Origin of the sequence: Cupriavidus cauae, from assembly GCF_008632125.1 — a bacterium.
Taxonomy (GTDB): domain Bacteria; phylum Pseudomonadota; class Gammaproteobacteria; order Burkholderiales; family Burkholderiaceae; genus Cupriavidus; species Cupriavidus cauae.
The window spans coordinates 92,607-113,006 of record NZ_VWRN01000045.1 but is presented as its reverse complement, the minus strand read 5'-3'; the positions used below and the strand labels follow the sequence as shown (position 1 = coordinate 113,006).

Here is a 20,400-nt window from a genome sequence, read left to right as displayed (position 1 = left end):
GAACGCCTCATGTTATGGATCTCCGCCCTGATCAGCGGTCTTGGCCTCGGAAGCATGTACGGGCTGATGGCGCTGAGCTTTCATCTGACCTATGTGGTCAGCGCCACCGTCAACTTCGCGCAGGGCAGCTCGATGATGCTCGGCGCCGTGCTGACCTACACCTTCGCGCAGACGCTCGGTTGGCCGATGGCCCCGTCCGTGCTGCTCTCGCTGGCGCTGTGCGCGCTCTACGGGCTGGCCGTCGAGTTCGTCGCGGTACGCCCGTTCGCCAGCCGCGGCTCCGATGCCTGGCTGATGGCGACGGTGGCACTCGGCATCGTGCTCGATAACGTCGTCACGCTGACCTTCGGCACCGAGCCGCGCAGCCTGCCGTCGCCGCTGGCGGCGTCGTCGCTGCAGCTCGCCGACGGGCTGGGCGTCTATCCGCTGCAGTTGCTGATCCCGCTGGTCGGCCTCGCGCTGGCGGGCGTGCTGCACTACGTGCTGCGCCATTCGCGCTGGGGCCTGGCGATGCTGGCGGTGGTGCAGAACCGCGATGCCGCGCGGCTGATGGCCATTCCGATCCGCCGCACCGTCGCCGCCGCGTTTGCGGTATCGACGCTGCTGGCCGGCGTCGCCGGCGTGCTGATCGCCCCGCTGTTCAACGTGCAGTCGGACATGGGCACGGTGTTCGGGCTGAAGGCGTTCGCGGTGGCGATCCTCGGCGGCCTGTCCAGCGCCTGGGGCGTGATGATCGCGGGCCTGATCTTCGGCGTGGTGGAGGCCGCGATCACGGCCGCGCTGGGCTCGAGCTATACGCAGATCATCACGTTCGCGCTGGTGATCGCGCTGCTGGCGCTGCGCCCGGCGGGACTGTTCGGCCGCGCGGAGGTACGCAAGGTATGAGCGCGCGTCCCTCCCTCGTGGCCAACACCGGCACGCCGCTGCAGATTTCGGCTTTCGCCCTGGCGCTGCTGGGCGCCGCGGCCGCGGCCCTGCTGCTGAATGGCTACTTCGTCTTCGTGATCGCGGGCGTCGCCATGCTCGCGATTTGCGGCGTCGGCCTGAACCTGCTGATCGGCCTGACCGGGCAGATCTCGTTCGGCCATGTCGGCTTCTACGCGATCGGCGCCTACAGTGTCGCGATCCTGACCGGCCAGGCCGGCTGGAGCTTCTGGCCGGCCTGGCTCGCGGGCACCGCCATTGCGGCGTTGGCCGGCGCCCTGCTCGCGCTGCCGGCCCTGCGCGTCAAGGGGCCCGGCCTGGCGATGATCACCATCGCCTTCGGCTTCATCGTCGAGCACGGCGCGGTCGAATGGCGGGCGCTGACCGGCGGCCAGAACGGGCTGATGGGCATCGCCCAGCCGACCCTGCCCGGCGTCGACGGCGGCGAGCGCGCGCTGACGCTGATCGCGCTGGCGGTGCTGGCGGTCTCGCTGGCGGCCTATGCGCGCATTGCGCGCGGCAGCTGGGGCGCGGCGATGCGCGCGGTGCGCGACAGCGAGACTGCGGCCGCGTCGATCGGCATCGAGCCGCTGCTGGTGCGCACGATGGCCTTCGCGGTCTCGGCCGCGCTGGCGGGGCTGGCCGGCGGCCTGTTCGCGCCGATGCAGGGCATGGTCACGCCCGGCATGTTCTCGTTCCTGCAATCGATCCTGTTCGTGCTGGTGGTCATGATCGGCGGTGCAGGCACGGTCGCCGGTCCGGTGATCGGCGCGGTGGTGGTCGGCATGTTGCCGGAGTTGCTGTCGAGCCTGGAGAACCTGCGCCTGCTGTGCTTCGGCATGCTGCTGCTGGTGGTGCTGTGGGTCGCGCCGCAGGGCATCGTCGGCGTGGCGGCGGGACTGCTGCGCGGGCTGCGGCGCCAGCGCGGCGCAGCCGCGCCGGGGGATGAGCCAGCCGAGATCGCGCTGCCGATGCGCGAAGCGGCCACGCGTCGCGCGCTGGTGGCCGACGGCCTGTCGATGGTGTTCGGCGGCGTGCGCGCGGTCGACGGGCTGTCGTTCACGGTGGCCGCCGGCACCGTGACCAGCCTGATCGGCCCGAACGGCGCAGGCAAGTCGACGGTACTCAATATGCTGTCCGGCTATTACCGGCCGCACGCGGGCGGCCGGCGGCTCGGCGACGCGGCGCTGCCCGCGCGCGGCGCCTGCCACAGCGCGCGCCACGGCATCGCGCGGACATATCAGACCTCGCAGCTGTTCGGCGGCATGAGCGCCGCCGACAATGTCGCGCTCGCGCTGGGCGGTGGGCGCCTCGGCCCGCTGCTCGGCACCGCCGGCTTCACGGCCGCCGCAGTCCGCGAACGGGCTCGTGCGCTGCTGCGGGCCTGCGGCTATCGCGGCGACCCGGATGCCAGTGCCGCCGATCTGGCCCACGTCGACCGCAGGCTGGTCGAGATCGCGCGTGCGCTGGCCACGCAGCCGGCCGTGCTGCTGCTGGACGAGCCGGCTGCCGGCTTGTCGCGCGAGGACAAGGCCAGCCTCGGCCGGCTGCTGCGCCGCATCGCCGACAGCGGCATCGCCGTCGGCCTGGTGGAACACGACATGTCGCTGGTGATGGAGGTATCGGACCGCATCGTGGTGATCGATGCCGGCCAGCGGCTGGCGGTCGGCACGCCGGCCGAGGTGCGGGCCGATCCGGCGGTCCGCCGTGCGTATCTGGGCGATGCGAGCGTCGGAGATGCGGTCGCCGGTGAAGCGGACGCCGGCGCACCGCCGCGCCAATATCGCGACGTCGCCGGCGCGGAACTGCTTGGCGTCAACGCGCTGCGCGCCGGCTACGGCGCCGCCCCGGTGCTGCACGACGTCGCGCTGCAGGTGCGCGAAGGCGAGATGGTGGCACTGCTCGGCGCCAATGGCGCGGGCAAGTCCACGCTGATGCGGGCGCTGTCCGGCCTGCACCGCCCGGTGCAAGGCGGCATCGCGTTCGACGGCGTGGATCTTGGCGGCATCGATGCGGCCCGCATCGCGGCGATGGGCCTCGTGCTTGTCCCCGAGGGACGGCAGGTGTTTGCCGAACTCTCCGTGCTCGACAACCTGAAGCTCGGCGCCTTTCCGTCCGGGCGCCTGCGCCGCGGCGAGATGCAGCGCCGCATCGAGACGATGTTTGCCCGATTCCCGCGCCTGCGCGAACGCCAGCACCAGCGCGCCGGCCTGCTGTCCGGCGGCGAGCAGCAGATGCTGGCCATTGCCCGCGGCCTGATGTCGCAGCCGCGCATGCTGCTGCTCGACGAACCGTCGCTTGGGCTGGCGCCCAAGGTCATCGACGAGCTGTTCGCCTCGCTGGACCGGCTGCGCGAGGCGTCGATCACGATCCTGCTGGTGGATCAGATGGCGGCACTCGCGCTGGCACTGGCCGACCGCGCCTATGTGCTGGAGGAAGGCCGCGTCGTCGCCAGCGGCCGCGCCGACGTGCTGGCGCGCGATGCGGCGCTGGTGCAGGCCTATCTCGGCGGCGATGGCGGCGATGGCGGCGATGGCAGAAATGACGGCGATCGCGGCGATGTGGCGAACGGCGGCGACGACGCCAGCCGCGCCACCGGGATGGCCCACGCCGCCCCGCAAGCGGTGCAGGCCTGATGGCAGCCGCCCCGCTTCCTCCCGCAGGCCCCGCACGTTCCCGCACGGGCATGGTCACCAGCCCGCATGCGCTGGCCAGCGAGGCCGGACTCGAAGTGCTGCGCGCCGGCGGCAATGCGATCGAAGCGGCGATCGCAATCGGCGCAGCGCTGTCGGTCACCTACCCGCACTTCACGGGCCTGGGCGGCGATGCGTTCTGGGTCATTGCCGACGGCGCCGGCGACGTGCGCACGTTGTCCGGCATCGGCCAAGCCGCGGCAGCACCGCCCGCCTTCGATGGGGGCATTCCCTCGCGCGGACCCGCCGCCGCGCTGACCACCGCCGCCACGGTCGACACCTGGGATCGCGCCTATCGGATCAGCCGCGACAAGTGGGGCGGCACCACGCCGTGGGAAGCGCTCTTCCAGCGCGCGATCGGGCATGCCGCCGATGGATTCCCCGTGACGCCATCGCAGCGCTTCTGGCAGGAATTCCGTGCCGGACAGTGGAGCGACTGGCCCGGCTTCGCACGCGTGTTTCTGCCCGAGGGCCGCATGCCCGAGGTCGGCGAGCGCTTCCGCCAGCCGCAGCTGGCGGGCAGCCTGCGCCGGATCGCCGAGCACGGCGCGCGGGACTTCTACGAGGGAGAACTGGCGTCGCGCATTGCCACCGGGCTGCGCGAGACCGGATCGCCGCTGACGGCTGCCGATCTCGCCGCCACGCGGGCCCGCGAGGAAGCGCCGCTGACGGTGCCCTATCGCGGCGGCGAACTGGTCAGCCTGCGCCCGCCGACGCAGGGCGTCACCACGCTGCAGATCATGGGAATACTCGACCGCTTCGATGTCGCGGCGGTCGCCGAAGGCAGCGCCGACTACTACCATCTGCTGGTCGAAGCGGTGAAGCAGGCCTTCATCGAGCGCGACCGCCACGTCGCCGACCCGGAGTTCGTCAACGTGCCGGCGGAGGCAATGCTGTCCCCCACGCATCTCGACAGGCTGGCCGCGGCGATCCGGCCCGACCGCGCGCTGCCGTGGCCGCACCGCTTCCGTACCGGCGACACCGTCTACCTCGGCGCGGTCGACAGCCAGGGGCGCTGTGCCAGCGTGCTGCAGACCGTCTACTTTGACTGGGGCAGCGGCGTGGTCGCCGGCGACACCGGCATCCTGTGGCACAACCGCGGCGCGGCGTTCAGCATCGAGCCCGGCCACCACAACGCGTTGCGGCCGGGCAAGCGCCCCTTCCATACGCTCAATCCCGGCCTCTATCTGCGGGACGGCCGCCCGGCCCTGCTCTACGGTACCCAGGGCGCGGACGGTCAACCCCAGACGCTGGCGGCGGTGCTGACACGGATGATCGACTACGGCATGGATCCGCTGGCGGCGCTGTCCCGCCCGCGCTTCCTGCTGGGCCGCACGTTCTCCGACACGCGCGACACGCTCAAGCTCGAGGCCGATGCCGGCGATGCGGTGATGGCGGAGCTGGCCGCGCGCGGCCACGAGATCAGCCCGATCCCGGCGCAGAGCCCGCTCGCCGGCCATCCCGGCGCAATCCGCATCGAGGCCGACGGCACCATCGTCGGCGCGCAGGATCCGCGCAGCGACGGCATGGCGATCGGCTGCTGACGCGTACCTGTCGCGTTCAGCGCAGGACCAGCGGCGGCGACAGCCTCTGCTGTACCGCCGCGGGATGCACGGCGACCGCCTCCACCTCGGCCAGCACGCCGTAGTGCAGCGCCGGCACCGGCACCACCGCGCGCGCCGGGCGCGCGTCGCCCAGCACCTCGCGGTAGACCGCGTCGAACGCCGGCCAATGTTCGACGCCGGCCAGGTAGACGGTGACCTTGAGCACGTCCTTCCAGCCGCAGCCGCCCGCAGCCAGCGCGGCCCCGGCATTGCGCAGCGCCAGCGCGGCCTGTTCCGCCAGCGGCAGATCGGCGCGCGGCTCGCCCTGCGCGTTCAGCGGCAACTGGCCCGACACGAAGACGAGGCCCAGGCCCGTGGCGACGTGCGAATAGTGGCCGCGTGGCGTCGCCAGTGCGGGAACGTCGGGATAGGCGACAGGCTGGCCGGCGATCGCGGCGGCGTTCGGCGTCGCGCTCGGGGTCGCATTCGGAGTCGCGCTCGAAGTCGCGCTGGGAGCCGCACTCCGGGTCGCACTCGGGGTAGCGCTCGGGGTAGCGCTCGGGGTAGCGTTCGGCTTCCCCTTCGGATTCGTGCCCGCCATCGCGCTCACCATCCACTGAAGCGCGGCCACTGCGCCTCGACAACGCCGCTGCCCGCCACCACCGTGTAGGCGCCGTGCTGCGCGGCCGTCGCGCAAGCGTGGTTCGGCAGGATGCGCAGCAGCGTGCCGACCGGCAGCATCGGCGTCGCGACCGGATCGGTGCGATGGCTGACGATGCCGTGCTCCTGATTGGCGTCGACCATCACCAGATCGGCCAGCGGCTTGCCGTCAAGATCGCAGACCAGGCCATAGCCCTGGTCGACCGGCTGCTTCGCGGTCCCGCGATCGCGCGACATCGCCATCCAGCCCGCATCGGTAATCAGCCAGCCCTTCTCGCGCTGATGGCCGATGACGGTGCACAACACCGACAGCGCGATGTCCGAAGTCTCGCAAACGCCGATGCCGTTCATCACCAGATCGAAGAACACGAACACCCCGGCCCGCACCTCGGTCACGCCATCGAGCGAACGCGCGTAGTGCGCGGTCGGCGTGCTGCCCACACTGACCACCGGCGCCGCATGACCGGCCGCGCGCAGGCGCTGCGCGGCCCGGACGGCGCCGGCGCGCTCCTGCTCCGCCAGCGCCTCGATCGCCGCGGCCGAGCGGCAGTTGTACGAATCGCCCGCATGCGTCAGCACCCCGGCGAGCCAGGCGCCCTGCCCTTCCTTCCCGTCCAGCGCCGCGCCGATCTCCAGCAGCACCGGGTCCTCCGGCTTGACACCGGAGCGGTGGCCATCGGTGTCGATCTCGATCAGCACCGGCACGCCGAGCGCGCGCTCGCGGCAGTAGGCGGCGACCGCGGCGGCCGCCTCGACGTTGTCGAGCAGCAGCGTCATCCGCGCCCCGCGCCGTACCAGCTCTTCGACATGCGGCAGCTTCGACGGCACGATGCCGACGGCATAGAGAATGTCTGTCCAGCCGTGCTCGAGAAAGTGGCCGGCCTCCTTCAGCGTCGACACGGTGATCGGCGTGCCCGGCGCGCCGATGCGCGCGGTAACATCGGCCGACTTGTTGGTCTTCACGTGCGGACGCAGCGCGACGCCAAAAGGCGCGAGCCGATCGCGCAGCCGCGCGATATTGCGCTCCATCTTCGTGCGGTCGAGCACCAGCACCGGCGTTTCCAGTTCATGCAGTGTCATGGGGTTCCTTGCTTGCCTTGTCGGCATCACGAGATCGGCATTCATCGCTCAATCGAGCTGCACTGATTGAAGTCGTTGACCGGCAGGTCGCGCTTGACCAGCAGCAGCACCGGCGCGGAGCCGACCAGCCCCAGCGGCTCGAAGTCCTTGCGCGCGTCGTACAGCGGCTTGCGGTACAGGATCATGTTGGCTGCATGGGTCCCGATGGTGCCGAAGCCGATCGTGTAGCCATCGGCCGGCGCGCGTGCGAGCTTCTGCATGCCGATCGAACCGCCGGCCCCGCCGACGTTCTCGACGACGATCGACGTGCCCAGCCGCGGCGCCATCTTCGCGGCGACCGCGCGCGCCAGCGCATCGCTGGGCCCGCCCGCGGGGAACGGCATGATCAGCGTGATCGGCTTGCTCGGCCAGTTCGGCGTCTGCGCCGCGGCCGGCGCGGCGGCGGCGCCGAGCGCGCTCGCCAGCAGCGCGGCAACAATGGCGAATTTCATGGTGTCTCCTCCAGATCGGCCCAATGGATCAGCCGGAAAGATCGGTCCCGACAGATCGGCCCGATCAGCCCTGCGCCGGCGACTTGATGCGTGGCGCCGCGGCAAGCTCCAGCACCGGCAGGATGCTGGGCCCCTGCTGCAGCGGCGCCGGTGCGCCGTCCGGCAGCGCCAGTCCCACGCGGTTATGCCAGTAGGTGTCGAGCCCCACCGCCGAGGTGCCAAACAGGTCGAAGCCCGAGCCCGCGACGAACAGCGTGTTGGCCGGCTCGGCACCGAGTTCCTGAAGCGCACGCCGATACGGCCGCGGATCGGGCTTGTAGCAGCCGGCGCGTTCCGAGGTCACCACCACGTCCATCGGCACGTTCAGGCGTTCGGCAGCCAGCCGGCCCAGGCGCTCCGAGCAGTTGGTCACCACGCCGAGCCGGTGCGTCGCGCGCAGGTGCTCCAGCACGTGCGCGGCGCCGCTCCACAGCGACAGCTCGGTCCAGCGTTCGTCAAGCGCGTCGGCCATCGTTGCCGGCAGCCCGGTCTCGACCGCGGCCTCGCGCACCAGCGTTTCGTACGGACGATAGGCGCCGCAGGCATAGGTGCGTTTCAGATAGGCGGCGCGCCACGCGCGGCCCGGTGCTTCGCCGCCCGCCACGCTGTTCCACAGCGTCCAGGAATCGAGCAGCGCGGTCAGCAGGTCGAACAGCACGACATCGTATTGGCGCGCGGGGTTGGCCTGGCGTGGTTTGCTTGGTTCGCTTGGTTCGCTTGTCATGGTGCGGCCCCGGTTGGAATCGATGCCACAGTGTAGGTGCGGCCCGCCGGCGGGTGGTTAATGGCATAGAATTTCTTAATTCACCTCCGGGTTAATAATGATGACGCTGAACATCGACGACCTGCGCTTCATCCTGGCGCTGGACCGGCTCGGCAGCCTCGCCGCGCTGGCGCGCGAGGAGAACGTGACGCCGCCGGCCGTGACCAAGCGGCTCAGCCAGCTCGAGGCGCGCCTGGGCATCCGGCTCGCGCTGCGCACCACGCGCCGGCTGCAGCTGACCCACGAGGGCCATCTGCTCGCCCAGCACGCGACCGGCGTGCTCGAGCAGATGCAGGCCATCGAGGAAGCGCTGCGGCAGCGCAGCCAGGCGGTGGCCGGCAAGCTGAAGGTGCATGGACCGTTCGGCTTCGGGCGCCGCTATCTCGGGCCGCTGCTGGCGCAGTTCCAGACCACGCATCCCAATCTCGAGGTGCAGCTGTACCTGTCGGACAACCTGATGCTGCCGCGCCAGCCGGTGCATGGGCGCGATGCCTTCGACGTGCTGGTCAGCATCGGCGCGATACCGGATTCGCGCTGGGTCGCGCACCGCATCGCACCGAACCGCCGCGTGCTGTGCGCCGCGCCCGAGTACCTCGCCAAGGCGCCGCCGCTGCAGCGTCCCGCCGATCTGACGCGGCACGCCTGCCTGGTGCTCAGGGAGAACGACGAGGACGTGACGCTATGGCGCTTTGCCGGGCGCGACGGCGGCAAGGAGGCTGGAAAGGAGCTGCGCAAAGGCAGCGGCAAGAGCGCCGCCGGCACCGATGCACGCGAACACACCGTGCGGGTGCGTCCGATCATGGAGAGCAACGACGGCGATGTCGTCCATCAATGGTGCCTGGCCGGCAAGGGCATCATGGCGCGGTCGGAGTGGGATGTGGCCGACAGCCTCGCCTCGGGGCGGCTGGTCGCGCTGCTGCCCGGCTACCGGCTGCCGGACGCCGACGTGATGGCGCTGGTGCCGCAATCGCGGGTGGCGTCGACGCGCACGCGGCTGTTCGTCGAGATGTTGCGCAAGGCGCTGGGGCCGCGGCCGCCATGGCGCAACGGACGACGGGGCTGATGCAGCGCCGCGCGGGGTCTGCGGTCCTCCGCAAGGCGCGTATCACTGCTCCATCGCCGGGCAGTCGCAGCTCGGTCGCTCCTCAGTCCCTGCTTAGTCGCTGCTTAGTCGCTGCTTAGTCGCTGATTAGTCGCTGCTCTGGTGCGGGACCAGATGCAGGCGCATCACGCCGCCTTCGAAATATTGCCCGTCGAACTGGCGGAGCAGGCCCAGTGCCGCGACGAGGTCCATGTCGAAGTCCACCCATGCCCAAGGCTGCTCGGGGTCGCCATCGCGCATGATTTCCACCGAGCGCACGGGCGCATAGGGCGCGAACTTGTCGCGCAAACGCTGTTCGGTGATCTCGCGGCGCAGGCCGCGAATCAGCACCTGCATGTCGGTCTCCTGGGGGCATGGCGCGGCGGCCTGCATGCCGCCGGGGCGGTGCAGGATGTTGGCCTGGCCACGAGACCACTATAGATGTTCGCGCGGGATCCGGCTTGCCGCCGGGCCGGCGAGGCGGGCCACGGCGGCGGCCCTCCGGGCCCATGCCGGGTCAGATCACGCCATCGCCCTTCAGCGCGGCAATCTCTTCGGCTGCAAAACCCCAGTCGCACAGCACGGCCTCGGTATCCGCACCGGGCGGCGATGCCGGCGCCGGTTTGGCCGGCGCCGTGCGCGAGAAGCGCGGCGCCGGCGCGGGATGGGTCACGCCGTCGACGTCGATGAAGGTTTCGCGGGCGCGATTGTGCGCATGCGCGGGCGCCTCGTCCCAATCCAGCACCGGCGCGAAACAGGCATCGCTGCCTTCCATCAGCGCGCACCACTGGTCGCGCGTGCGCGTGCGGAACACCTCGGCGAGCCGGTGCTTCAGCTGCGGCCAGTCGCGCCGGTCGCCCTGCGTGGCAAAGGCCGGATCCTCGATGCCGCACAGCTCGATCAGCTTGCGATAGAACTGCGGCTCGAGCGCGCCGATCGCGACATATTTGCCGTCGGCGCAGGCATAGGTGCCGTAGTACGGCGCGCCGCCGTCGAGCAGGTTCTCGCCGCGCCGGTTGCTCCAGCGGCCGGCCGCCTTGAAGCCGTACATCATGGCCGACAGCAGCGCGGCGCCGTCGGTCATCGCGGCATCGACCACCTGCCCCTTGCCGCTGCGCTGGCTCTCCAGCACCGCGCAGACCACGCCGAAGGCCAACATCATCGCGCCGCCGCCGAAGTCGCCGATGTAGTTCAGCGGCACGACCGGCGGCTCGTCGGGCAGGCCGATCGCATGCAGCGCGCCGGTGATCGCGATGTAGTTGATGTCGTGGCCCGCCGCCTGCGCCAGCGGACCGTGCTGGCCCCAGCCCGTCATGCGGCCATAGACCAGCCGCGCATTGCGCGCCAGGCAGACGTCCGGTCCCAGGCCCAGCCGCTCCATCACGCCGGGCCGGAAGCCCTCGATCAGCACGTCGGCCTGCTCGATCAGCCGCAGCACCGTCTGCGCCGCGCCCGGCTGCTTCAGGTCGATCGCCAGCGAACGCCGGCCGCGCGCGGTCACGTCGAAGCGGACGTCCTCGGGCAATACGCCGGCGCCGCGATTGGGCCGGTCGATGCGAATCACCTCGGCGCCCATATCGGCCAGCATCATCGCGCAGAACGGCCCCGGCCCGAGGCCGACCATCTCCACCACCTTCAGTCCATGCAGCGGACCCGCCATGCCTGTCTCCCGTTGTCGTGGTATCGTCGGACGCCAACTTACCATGCAATGCCACGCGCCGCGAACGCGCGCCCCGAGGGCCCTCGGCGCCCCGAACGCCCCGAGCGAGCGCCGACGGACCCGCCGGCCCCGCGCCAGCCACGCACGAGAGGAGACCATGAACGTCAGCGAAGCCATTGCCACGCGCCGCTCGATCCGCGGCTTTCTCGACAAGCCCGTGCCGCCGAAGGTGATTCGCGAGATCGTCGAGAAGGCCGCGCGCGCCCCGTCCGGTGGCAATCTGCAACCCTGGCATATCCAGGTGGTCGGCGGTGCCCCGCTGGACGAACTGAAGGCCATCATGCGGCAGCGCGTGGTGGAGGAACCCAAGGGCGAGCCCGCCGAATACCACATCTATCCGCCCGAACTGGTGTCGCCCTATCGCGAGCGGCGCTTCCAGGTCGGCGAGGACCTGTACGGCCATCTCGGCATTCCGCGCGAGGACAAGGCCGCGCGGCGCCAGCAGTTCGCCCGCAACTTCCAGTTCTTCGGCGCGCCGCTGGCGCTGTTCTGCACGGTGGACCGCCGCATGGGCCCGCCGCAATGGTCGGACCTCGGCATGTATCTGCAGAACGTGATGCTGCTGCTGCGCGAGGCGGGCCTGGACAGCTGCCCCCAGGAATGCTGGGCGATGTATCCGGAAACGATGCGCCGCTTCCTCGGCACGCCGCCCGAACGCATGCTGTTCACCGGCATGGCGATCGGCTACGCGGATCCGGACGCCCCGGCCAATCGCCTGTATGCGCAGCGCGCGCCGGTGGAGGAGTTTGCGCAGTTCATCGGCATCTGAGCCCCGGCACGCGGGCTAGTTTCCGGTGAAGCGGGCGGGCCGGCGCTCGATGAAATGCGCGACGCCCTCCTTGAAGTCCTCGCTCTGGATGCTGGCATACATGGCCTCGTTGGCAACCCGCGTCGCCTCGGCCAGGTCCTGGAAGGGCACGGCCCACAGCTGCTGCTTGATGACGCCGATCGAACGAGGGGACACATTGCGCGCCAGGTCGTCGGCATACGCGAGCGTCTCCGGCAGCAGGCGCTCCGGATCGTAGAGCCGGTCGACCAGCCCGATCCGCAGCGCTTCGGCCGCCGGCACCTTGCGCGCCGAGTACAAAAGGTCGGCGGCATGGCCCGGCCCGACCACGCGCGGCAGCATCCACGCAATGCCATGCTCGGCGATCAGGCCGCGCCGCGCGAAGGCGGTGCTGAAGCTGGCCTGCTCGCTGGCAAAGCGCATGTCGCTGTAGAGCGCGAACACCAGCCCGAGCCCGGCAGCGGGACCGTTGATCGCCGCGATGATCGGCTTGCGCATCGCCGGGAAATAGCCGTAGCGCGTCTGGTAGTCGGCGCGGCGGTTCATGTCGAACGGCCGCATCCATTGCGCCGCGCGGATGTCGCCCGGCGGCAGCACCTCCAGCTCCTCGATGTCCATGCCGGCACAGAAGCCACGGCCGGCCCCGGTCAGCACCACGACCCGCACGGTGTCGTCGCGGTCCAGGTCTTCGATTGCCTGGCGCAGCTCGCCCTCCATCACCCTGGTCAGCGCGTTGAGCCGCTCGGGCCGGTTCAGCGTCAGCACCGCGACATGCTTGCCCTCGCCGGCGCGCGTCAATTCGATTTGTGTTGCCATGATGTCCTTGTCCTTCGCTGCAAGCTCTGCGATCCCGCTGCAAGCGCACTTCCAATTCACTGCGATCTCGGTTCCAGTTCACTGCAACTGGATGGCCTTGGGCTCCAGGAATTCCTCGAGGCCGAAGCGGCCGCCTTCCCGCCCCACGCCCGACAGGCCGAAGCCGCCAAAGGGCGCCAGCGGATTGAAGCGCGCGCCATTGACGTCGACCTGGCCGGCGCGCAGTTGCCGCGCGACCGCCTCGCCCTCCGCATCGCTTGCCGCCCACACCGTTGCCGCCAGTCCGTAATCCGTGCCATTGGCCAGTGCCACGGCATCCGACGGGCCGTCGTGGCACAGCACCGCCAGCACCGGTCCGAAGACTTCCTCGTTGGCCAGCCGGCTGTCGCGCGGAACCTGGCCGAACACGGTCGGCGCGACGAAATACCCGCGCGGCGGTACCGGCGCGGCGCTGCCCCCTGCGATCCGGTCGAAGCCCGCCTGCTCCGCTTCGGTGACGAAGGCCAGCACGCGCTCGCGTTGCGCCGCCGACAGCAGCGGCCCGATGCGGGTCTCGGCATCTTCCGGGTCGCCCAGCGTCATGCCTGCGGCCTGCCGGACCAGCAGGTCGCGGCACGCCGCGTAGTCCTCGCGCGGCACGATCAGGCGCGTGGTGGCGCTGCAGGTCTGCCCCGCGTTCAGCATGCAGGAGGCCAGCGTCGCCTTGACCGCGCGTGCCAGGTCGGCGCCGGGCAGCACCACCGCGGCCGACTTGCCACCGAGCTCCATCGACAGCCGCTTCATGTCGACGGCGGCAATCGCGGCGATGCGGCGGCCCACCGCGGTCGAGCCGGTGAAGGACACCATGTCCACATTGGCGTCCGTCACCAGCGCCTGCCCGGCGGCCGCGCCGCCAAGCACGACATTGACGACGCCCGCAGGCAGTCCGGCCCGCTCGATGGCTTCGATCAGCCGGACGGTCGTCGCCGGTGCCAGCTCCGACGGCTTGAGCACCACGGTGCAGCCGGCCAGCAGGGCCGGCGCCAGCTTGCCGGTGATCTGGTGCAGCGGATAGTTCCACGGCGTGATCGCCGCGACCACGCCGACCGGGTCCAGCACGATGCGCGAATGGTCGATCGCATGCTCGAAGGCAAAGCCGTCGGCCAGCGCCGCGGTGGTACGCCAGGCTGCGACGGGAGCGTCCACCTGGATCCGCTGAGAGAGCTTCAGCGGCATGCCGACCTCCCTGGCGATCTCGCGCGCCAGCTCCGCGCCATGCTGCTCCAGCGCGTCCGCGATCGCGCGCAGATAGCCGGCACGTTCCGTTGGCGCAAGGGCCCGCCATGCCGGCAACGCGCGCCGCGCCGCCTGCGTCGCGGCGGGTACGTCGGCGCCATCGCCCAGCACGACCGTGACGATCGGCGCCTCGCTGGCCGAGTCGTGGACGGTGACGCGCCCGGCCGGCGTGACCGGCACGCGCGCCCCATCGATAAAGTGCTCGCCGAGCTGTCTCATGATGTCTCTCCGCCGTTGTTCGCCTTGTCGCCATCGCGCTTGCGCAGGAAGGCGGCCATCACGCGCTGCGGCTCGCCATCGGCATAGCATTCGAGCTGGGCGCGAATGCCGGCCACGCAGGCCTCGTCGAATCCCGGCTGCGACATCGCGCGCAGCCGCTGACTGGACAGCCGCATCGCAGTCGGCGGCAGCGCCGCAAGCTGTCGCGCCCGCTCCATCGCCCTCGCCATCAGCACCTCGTCGTCGTGCAGCTCGGTGACCAGGCCGATCTCGAAGGCGCGCTGGCCGCTGATCAGCTCGCCCGACAGCGACAACTGCGCGTTGTGGGTATGGCCGACGTGCAGCGTCATCAGATACGAGCCCACGATGCTGGCCAGGCCGGCCTTGACCTCTGGCTGGCCCCAGCGGCTTTGCGGCGTCGCGATGCGCCAGTCGGCGCACAGTGCCAGCTGGAACCCCGCGCCGGCGGCCACGCCGCGTACCGCGGCCACGCACGGCTTGTCCAGGTCGCGCACCGCCTGGTACATCGCGCGCTGGCGCTCCAGCCACGGCACGAGCTGCTGCCATTGCATGGCCGCCGCCTCGTCCAGATCCTGGCCGGCGCAGAACGCGCGGGCGCCCGCTCCCGTCATCACCACGACGCGCACCGCCGGATCGCGATTGCATTGCGCGAGCGTGTCGATCAGCCTCGTTCGCAGCGCGTCGTCGACGGCATTCATCCGATGCGGACGGTTCAGCGTCACCAGCGCCACGCCGTCCTCCACTGCCGCGGTCACTTCCATCGTTGCCCTCCTGCGCGGCACGTCGTGCGTGCCCGATACGCTTCCATGGGTCCTGTCATTGCCTCACTCAATGCCGAACTCATTGCCGCACTCATTGCTGCACTCAACTCCGCACGCATTTCCGCACTGATCGCCGCGCTCATCGCATCTCCACGACGGCGTCCACCGCCATCGCGCCCTGCCCCGCCGGCATCACCATCAGCGGATTGATGTCCACCGACATCAGCGTGCCGCCACAGGCCATTGCAAACTCGCCCAGCGCCACCGCCGCGTCGGCAAGTGCGTCCAGGTCCAGGGGCGGCATGTCGCGGTAACCATCGAACAACGGCGCCACCCGCAATCGCCGGCATGCCTCGCGCGCCGCCGCCAGATCGAAAGGGGCCAGCAGCGTGACGATGTCCTGCCGCAGTTCGAGCAAGGTGCCGCCGTCGCCGATCATCACCAGGGGGCCGAGTTGCGGGTCGACCGTCACGCCGAGCGCGAACTCGTGCGTGCCCTTGACCATCGGCGCGACCAGCACGCGCGGCCCGTCGACGCCAAGTTCGGCCAGCTTGCCGAGGCATGCGGAGGCCGCGGCCCGTACCTGTGCCGCGCCGGCGAGCCGCAGATGCACCAGCCCGTGTTCGCTCTTGTGCGGCACGCTGGCGGCACAGCCCTTGACCACCACGGGCGCGTCGCCGGCCGCCAGCGCCGCGGCGGCCTGTACCGCCTGCTCCGGCGTTTCGCACAGGCGTTGCGGGACCACCGGGACGCCGTACCGGCCCAGCAGCGACAGGCTGGCGTACTCGTCGAGCAGGCCGGTGCCGGCACCTGCGTCGGCCGGGTGCCCCGCCACGTTGCCGAGGGCATTGCCGCGTGCATCGGCACCTTCGGCGCGCGCCGCCGCCTCCATCAGCCGCCTGTGCATCGCGTACTGATGCAACGCGGCGATGGCGTCCGCCTCGGTGACATACGTCGGCACGCCGCGGCGGTCGAAGGCGGCCCGCACGCTGGCCTGCGGCGCGCTGACCACCAGCGGCCTGGCATGCGCGTCGACAAAGCCGGCCGCATCGCCCGCCAGCGCCTCGACGTCGTAGCCGGGCCCCGCCACCGGAATGCCGATCATCACCATGTTGGCGCCGGGGTCGCTGCCCAGCGCGCCGAGCGCGCGCGGAAACAGGTCGCCCTGCCCCAGCAAGGCGGCCGTCATGTCCAGCGGATTGGCGGCGGTGCCGAAGTCGGGCAGCACCTGGGCCAGCGCGTCCTGCGTCGCGGGCGCGAGATCCGTCAGCGGCAAACCGGCCCGCTCGGCCAGGTCGGCGGCCATCACGCCGACGGCGCCGCTGTGGCTGATCACGACGGTGCGGCCTAGGCCGGGATCGTGCCCCTGCAGATACAACGGCGCGGCGCGCACGAAGGCCGCGATATCCGGAGCGCGCCAGATGCCGTGGCGCGCGAGGAACGCATCGATCGCGGCATCGTTGCCGACCATCGCGCCGGTATGCGAGGCGGCCGCGGCCGCGCCGCGCTTGCTGCCGCCGCTCTTGAGCACGACGACCGCGGCGCCGCGGCGGCGCGCGATCGCCGCCGCCGCGGCAAGCCGGGCGGGATCGGACAGCGATTCCAGATAGATCAGAACCAGCCTCACCGCCTCGTCGGCGGCCACCGCCTCGGCCATCGCGCAGGCATCGAGGTCGGCATCGTTGCCGGTGGCGACCAGGTAGCGCACGCCGAGGCCCGCCTGCCGCAGCAAGGCATACGGCATCACGCTCGCGGCACCGCTCTGGCTGACGATCGCGATCGGCCCGTCAGCGGGCGCCACCTCCATGAACATCGTGCTGAAGTTCAGCACCGCGCCGCTGGCGAAGTTGGCGGTGCCCTGCGCGTTCGGCCCGACGATGCGCATGCCGCCGGCATGGGCCGCGGCAACGAGCTCGTCCTGCCGCCGGCGCCCGGCGTCCCCGGTCTCCGCGAAGCCGGAGGCCATTACCACCGCGGCGCGCACGCCGGCCGCGGCGCACCGGCGCACCTGTTCGAGCGCAGCGTCGCCTGCCACCGCGATGACCGCGGCGTCGGGCGCCGTGTCGAGCGCGTCCAGGCTCGGATAGGCGCGATGCCCCTGGATCTCGTCGCGGCCGGGGTTGATCGGATAGATGCGTCCGGCGAAGCCGTAGCGACTCAGATAGTGGACCGGCCGTCCGCCGACCTTGTTGGGATTGTCCGAGGCGCCGATCACGGCGACGGAGCGGGGACGCAGCAGCGCGTCGATGATGGAAGCATTCACGGCAGCAGAGAGGATTGGCATCGAGGGAAGGGGCGGCGCGCGGCGCGCTAGTCGACGGTCGCGCCGGACGCCTTGATCACCGCCGACCATTTCGCGGTATCGCGCTGGATCAGGCCGGTGAACGCTTGCGGCGTGCCGGGCAAGGGCCTGGCGCCGAGTTGGGCGAGCTGGGCGCGCACCTCCGGCTGTGCCAGCACCTTTTGCAGATCGCCGTTGAGCCGGGCCAGCGCGTCGGGCGGCGTGCCCTTCGGCGCGGACAGCCCGAACCAGATCGTCACGTCGAAGCCCGGCAGGCCAGACTCGGCGATCGTCGGCACCTTCGGCAATGCCTCGGAGCGGGCCGGCCCGGTGACGCCGAGCGCCTTGACCTTGCCGGCGTTCAGGTATTGGACCTGGCTCGAGACCGTGTCGAACATCATCGAAATGCGGCCGCCCAGCAGGTCGGTAAAGGCCGCGCTCGAGCCCTTGTAGGGCACGTGCACGATGTCGATGCCGGCCATCGACTTGAACAGTTCGCCCGACAGATGGTTGGAACTGCCGTTGCCGGCCGAGCCGAACGTCAGGCTGCCCGGCTTGCGCCGCGCCAGCGCGATCAGCTCCTGCAAATTGCCCACGCCCAGCGATGGCGGCACCACCAGCACGTTCTCGGTCGCCGCCACCGAGCCCACCGCATCGAACGCCCTCAGCGGATCGACCTTCATCGTCCTGTACAGCGACGGATTGATCGCCATCGTGCCGGTGGTCGAGAAAAACAGCGTGTAGCCGTCGGGCGTTGCCGCGGCGGCGGCTTCGGTGGCGATGGTGCCGCCGGCGCCGCCGCGGTTGTCGATCACCACCGGCTGGCTCAATTGCTGGGACAGCCGCTGGCCGATCAGCCTGGCCATCGCATCGGTGGGTCCGCCGGCGGGGAACGGCACCACCAGGCGGATCGGCTTCTCCGGGTAGGCCCCCGCGGCGTGCACCGGCGGCACGGCGGCCAGCGCGGTCAGGCCCAGAGCCGTGATCAGGGCGGTGGCCAGCAACGGTCGCCGGCGGGCAATGGAAGTCATGACGGGTCGTCTCCTTGCTGTGTTCATTCCCCGCTCGGTTGGCAGGGATGACCGCAGTGTAGGGACTGGGGCCGCTTTGCATAAGCGTAGAATCCGCTATACCTGTTATCACCCAATTGCATGGGCCAGCGCCCGGCGCCGCAGCCTTACCGGGGCACACTATGGCGATGAATCTGAAGCAACTCGAAACGCTGGCGCTGGTCGCCGAGCTGGGCTCGCTGTCGCGCGCCGCTCGCACGCTGGGCGTGGCGCAGTCCTTGGTCAGCCGCGGCATCGGCCAGCTCGAGGCCGAATGGGGCGACCGGCTGTTCGAGCGCACCGGCCGCGGCGTGGTGCTGTCCGAGTTCGGCCGGCGCGTGATGCCGCAGGTGGAATTGCTGCTGGCGCAGTCGGCGCGCCTGCGGGACGAGATCAAGGACAGTGCCGGCGTGCCCTCGGGCGTGGTCAGGATCGGTGTGTTGTCATCGATGGCGCGCCAGCTGGTGGCGCGCCTGTTCGAATCGCTGCGGGCGCGCGCTCCCGGCGTGCGGCTGCATTTCACAGAGGGCTTCAGCGGACAGCTCGACGAGCAGCTCGCCTCCGGGCGCCTCGACATCGCGGTGATCAGCCGCTATGGGCCCGCCGCGCGGCAGGACGAAGACGTGATGGGCCAGGTGGCCACATACCTCGTCTGCGCTGCAGGACACCCGCTGGCGCGGCGGCGCCGCATCGCCCTGCGCGAGCTGGCGGGCCTGCCGCTGGTGCTGCCGCCCGCGCCCAACGGACTGCGCTCGATCCTGGACCAGCATGCGCGCCAGCTCGGCATCGCGCTCGACATCGTCCTCGAGGTCGAATCGCTGGCCACGATGAAGGACGTGGCGATGGGCGGGCATGCGATGACGATCCTGCCGCTGCTCGGCGTCGACGAGGAAGTGCGCGACGGCCGCCTGGCCGTGATCGAGATCGTCGAGCCCGCGCTGCCGCGCACGATCGCGATCGTCCTGACCCGCCATCACCCGTTGTCGCGCGCGGCGCGGCTCGTGCTGGCCGAACTGCATACTCTGGTGCCCGCGCTGTTGCCGGGCACGGCGCAGGCGGGCCGCCGCCGAACCGGCTGAGGATGGCGGTCGCAACGGCTCGTCCGGTTGCGTAACCGATCGGCGCTATCATGGCGCCATTCTCAACCTCCGGTTGCCGATCATGGACAAGGCCCGCGTCCTCACCCTCTTCATCGGCGTGGTACGCGCCGGCAGCTTCCGCCGCGCGGCGGTGGAGGCCGGCGTCACGCCGCAGGCGGTCAGCAAGGCAGTGCGCACGCTGGAGTCCGACCTCGGCGTCCGCCTGCTGCACCGGACCACGCGCAAGCTCAGCCTGACCACCGAAGGCGCACGGCTGTTCGAACTGGCCGCGCCCGGCATGCGTCAGCTCGACGAAGCGCTGGAGCAGATCCGGAGCAGCCGCAGCGAGGATGACGGCATGATCCGGCTGACCGCGCCGCCCTCGCTGGGCAGCCGCGTGCTGGTGCCGCTGGTGCACGGCTTTCGCACGCAGTATCCGGGCATCGTGTTCGACGTGGTGCTGAGCGACCTCTTCACGGACCTGGTCGAGGCCAGGATCGACGTGGGCTTTCGGGTCGGCACCAGTCCGGGCCAGAACCTGGTGGCGCGGCGGCTGTGCGATGTGCCCATGGTCATCTGCGCGGCGCCGGACTATCTCGCCCGGCACGGCGAGCCCACCACCCCCGATGATCTGCTGCGGCACCAGTGCACGGGCTTTCGCCGCCCATCGACCGGCCGCATGGTGCCGTGGGAGCTGCAGATCGACGGCAACCTCGTCTACCAGGAAGTGCCCGCGGTCGCGAGCTTCAACGACCTCGAGGCCGAGGTCGAGGCCGTGCGCGCCGGCATGGGCATCGGCCAGCTGGCGGCGTACATGATCCACGGCGACCTGGTCAGCGGGCGGCTCAAGCCGGTGCTGACGGACTACAGCGCCAGCAATATCGGCCTGTACATGTATTTCCCCCATCGCACGCAGATGCCCACGCGCGTCCGCCGCTTCATCGACTTCGTGGTGGAGGCCAGCCGCGGCGCCGAGCAGTCGCTGTCGCGGCTGGCGGGGCTGGCTTCCTGAGGCCGGTGCCGGCAAGCGGTGATCGGCGGCCTCTAATCGGTCAGCGGCAACCGTCAAGCGGCAACCGCCAACCGCTAACCGGCAACCCGCAATTGGTACCGGGAG

General features: G+C 70.8%; 18 protein-coding genes. 7 read left to right on the top strand and 11 right to left on the bottom strand.

The annotated features are described in order from the left end of the window. The first annotated feature begins 9 nt into the window (after window positions 1-9). From F1599_RS16590 to F1599_RS16580, 3 genes are read left to right on the top strand one after another with little or no spacing between them, the layout of a single operon-like run. Entirely contained in the window at window positions 10-885 is an 876-nt protein-coding gene (locus F1599_RS16590) for a branched-chain amino acid ABC transporter permease (RefSeq protein WP_150083797.1), read from the top strand. Then, on the top strand, window positions 882-3,560 hold the full coding sequence (locus F1599_RS16585) for a branched-chain amino acid ABC transporter ATP-binding protein/permease (RefSeq protein WP_150083796.1): 2,679 nt from the start codon (window positions 882-884) through the stop codon (window positions 3,558-3,560). The genes F1599_RS16590 and F1599_RS16585 overlap by 4 nt, the downstream gene beginning before the upstream one ends. Before the next feature lie 50 nt (window positions 3,561-3,610). Continuing rightward, a complete protein-coding gene (locus F1599_RS16580) occupies window positions 3,611-5,161 on the top strand; it encodes a gamma-glutamyltransferase family protein (RefSeq protein ID WP_150083795.1) in 1,551 nt (516 codons plus the stop codon). A gap of 16 nt (window positions 5,162-5,177) precedes the next feature. On the opposite strand, the gene F1599_RS16575 is transcribed toward F1599_RS16580, so the two are convergent. The 4 genes from F1599_RS16575 to F1599_RS16560 all read right to left on the bottom strand — a co-directional run bounded on the left by F1599_RS16575 (window position 5,178) and on the right by F1599_RS16560 (window position 8,155). Further along, a complete protein-coding gene (locus tag F1599_RS16575; protein ID WP_223819723.1) occupies window positions 5,178-5,612 on the bottom strand; it encodes a RidA family protein in 435 nt (144 codons plus the stop codon). 155 nt (window positions 5,613-5,767) lie between these two features. Continuing rightward, window positions 5,768-6,901 carry a DSD1 family PLP-dependent enzyme gene (locus tag F1599_RS16570; protein ID WP_223819697.1) on the bottom strand — a complete coding sequence of 378 codons (1,134 nt, stop codon included), beginning with the start codon at window positions 6,899-6,901 and terminating at the stop codon, window positions 5,768-5,770. Between the two features lie 41 nt (window positions 6,902-6,942). After that, entirely contained in the window at window positions 6,943-7,392 is a 450-nt protein-coding gene (locus F1599_RS16565) for a Bug family tripartite tricarboxylate transporter substrate binding protein (RefSeq protein WP_223819696.1), read from the bottom strand. Window positions 7,393-7,456: 64 nt separating this feature from the next. Then, window positions 7,457-8,155 (bottom strand): HAD family hydrolase, encoded by a 699-nt coding sequence (locus F1599_RS16560; RefSeq protein WP_395896143.1) that lies wholly within the window; start codon window positions 8,153-8,155, stop codon window positions 7,457-7,459. Between the two features lie 97 nt (window positions 8,156-8,252). Here F1599_RS16560 and F1599_RS16555 point away from each other — a divergent pair, with 97 nt between their 5' ends. Beyond that, window positions 8,253-9,257 carry a LysR family transcriptional regulator gene (locus F1599_RS16555; RefSeq protein WP_223819695.1) on the top strand — a complete coding sequence of 335 codons (1,005 nt, stop codon included), beginning with the start codon at window positions 8,253-8,255 and terminating at the stop codon, window positions 9,255-9,257. 126 nt (window positions 9,258-9,383) lie between these two features. Here F1599_RS16555 and F1599_RS16550 read toward each other — a convergent pair whose 3' ends face one another. Further along, a complete protein-coding gene (locus F1599_RS16550; protein ID WP_149316114.1) occupies window positions 9,384-9,632 on the bottom strand; it encodes an RNA recognition motif domain-containing protein in 249 nt (82 codons plus the stop codon). Between the two features lie 160 nt (window positions 9,633-9,792). Next, the gene (locus tag F1599_RS16545; RefSeq protein ID WP_150083792.1) at window positions 9,793-10,935 is read right to left on the bottom strand and encodes a CaiB/BaiF CoA transferase family protein; all 1,143 of its coding nucleotides are present in this window, start codon (window positions 10,933-10,935) and stop codon (window positions 9,793-9,795) included. Between the two features lie 157 nt (window positions 10,936-11,092). Here F1599_RS16545 and F1599_RS16540 point away from each other — a divergent pair, with 157 nt between their 5' ends. Next, on the top strand, window positions 11,093-11,764 hold the full coding sequence (locus F1599_RS16540) for a nitroreductase (protein ID WP_150083791.1): 672 nt from the start codon (window positions 11,093-11,095) through the stop codon (window positions 11,762-11,764). A 15-nt stretch (window positions 11,765-11,779) separates the two neighbouring features. Here F1599_RS16540 and F1599_RS16535 read toward each other — a convergent pair whose 3' ends face one another. The 5 genes from F1599_RS16535 to F1599_RS16515 form a co-directional block, all read right to left on the bottom strand. Continuing rightward, complete coding sequence (locus F1599_RS16535; protein ID WP_149316117.1) at window positions 11,780-12,598, bottom strand: enoyl-CoA hydratase; 819 nt, start codon at window positions 12,596-12,598, stop codon at window positions 11,780-11,782. 78 nt (window positions 12,599-12,676) lie between these two features. Next, the gene (locus F1599_RS16530; protein ID WP_149316118.1) at window positions 12,677-14,092 is read right to left on the bottom strand and encodes an aldehyde dehydrogenase family protein; all 1,416 of its coding nucleotides are present in this window, start codon (window positions 14,090-14,092) and stop codon (window positions 12,677-12,679) included. After that, complete coding sequence (locus F1599_RS16525; RefSeq protein WP_149316119.1) at window positions 14,089-14,874, bottom strand: enoyl-CoA hydratase/isomerase family protein; 786 nt, start codon at window positions 14,872-14,874, stop codon at window positions 14,089-14,091. Before F1599_RS16525 ends, F1599_RS16530 begins: the two co-directional genes overlap by 4 nt. 139 nt (window positions 14,875-15,013) lie before the next feature. After that, window positions 15,014-17,137 (bottom strand): acetate--CoA ligase family protein, encoded by a 2,124-nt coding sequence (locus F1599_RS16520; protein WP_223819694.1) that lies wholly within the window; start codon window positions 17,135-17,137, stop codon window positions 15,014-15,016. A gap of 47 nt (window positions 17,138-17,184) precedes the next feature. Continuing rightward, window positions 17,185-18,186 carry a Bug family tripartite tricarboxylate transporter substrate binding protein gene (locus tag F1599_RS16515; RefSeq protein WP_149316121.1) on the bottom strand — a complete coding sequence of 334 codons (1,002 nt, stop codon included), beginning with the start codon at window positions 18,184-18,186 and terminating at the stop codon, window positions 17,185-17,187. A gap of 167 nt (window positions 18,187-18,353) precedes the next feature. Here F1599_RS16515 and F1599_RS16510 point away from each other — a divergent pair, with 167 nt between their 5' ends. Beyond that, window positions 18,354-19,283, top strand: coding sequence for a LysR family transcriptional regulator (locus tag F1599_RS16510; RefSeq protein ID WP_149316122.1), 930 nt, complete (start codon window positions 18,354-18,356; stop codon window positions 19,281-19,283). Between the two features lie 82 nt (window positions 19,284-19,365). Continuing rightward, window positions 19,366-20,295: a LysR family transcriptional regulator gene (locus F1599_RS16505; RefSeq protein WP_150083790.1), complete on the top strand. Its 930-nt coding sequence runs from the start codon at window positions 19,366-19,368 to the stop codon at window positions 20,293-20,295. Window positions 20,296-20,400: the final 105 nt, after the last annotated feature.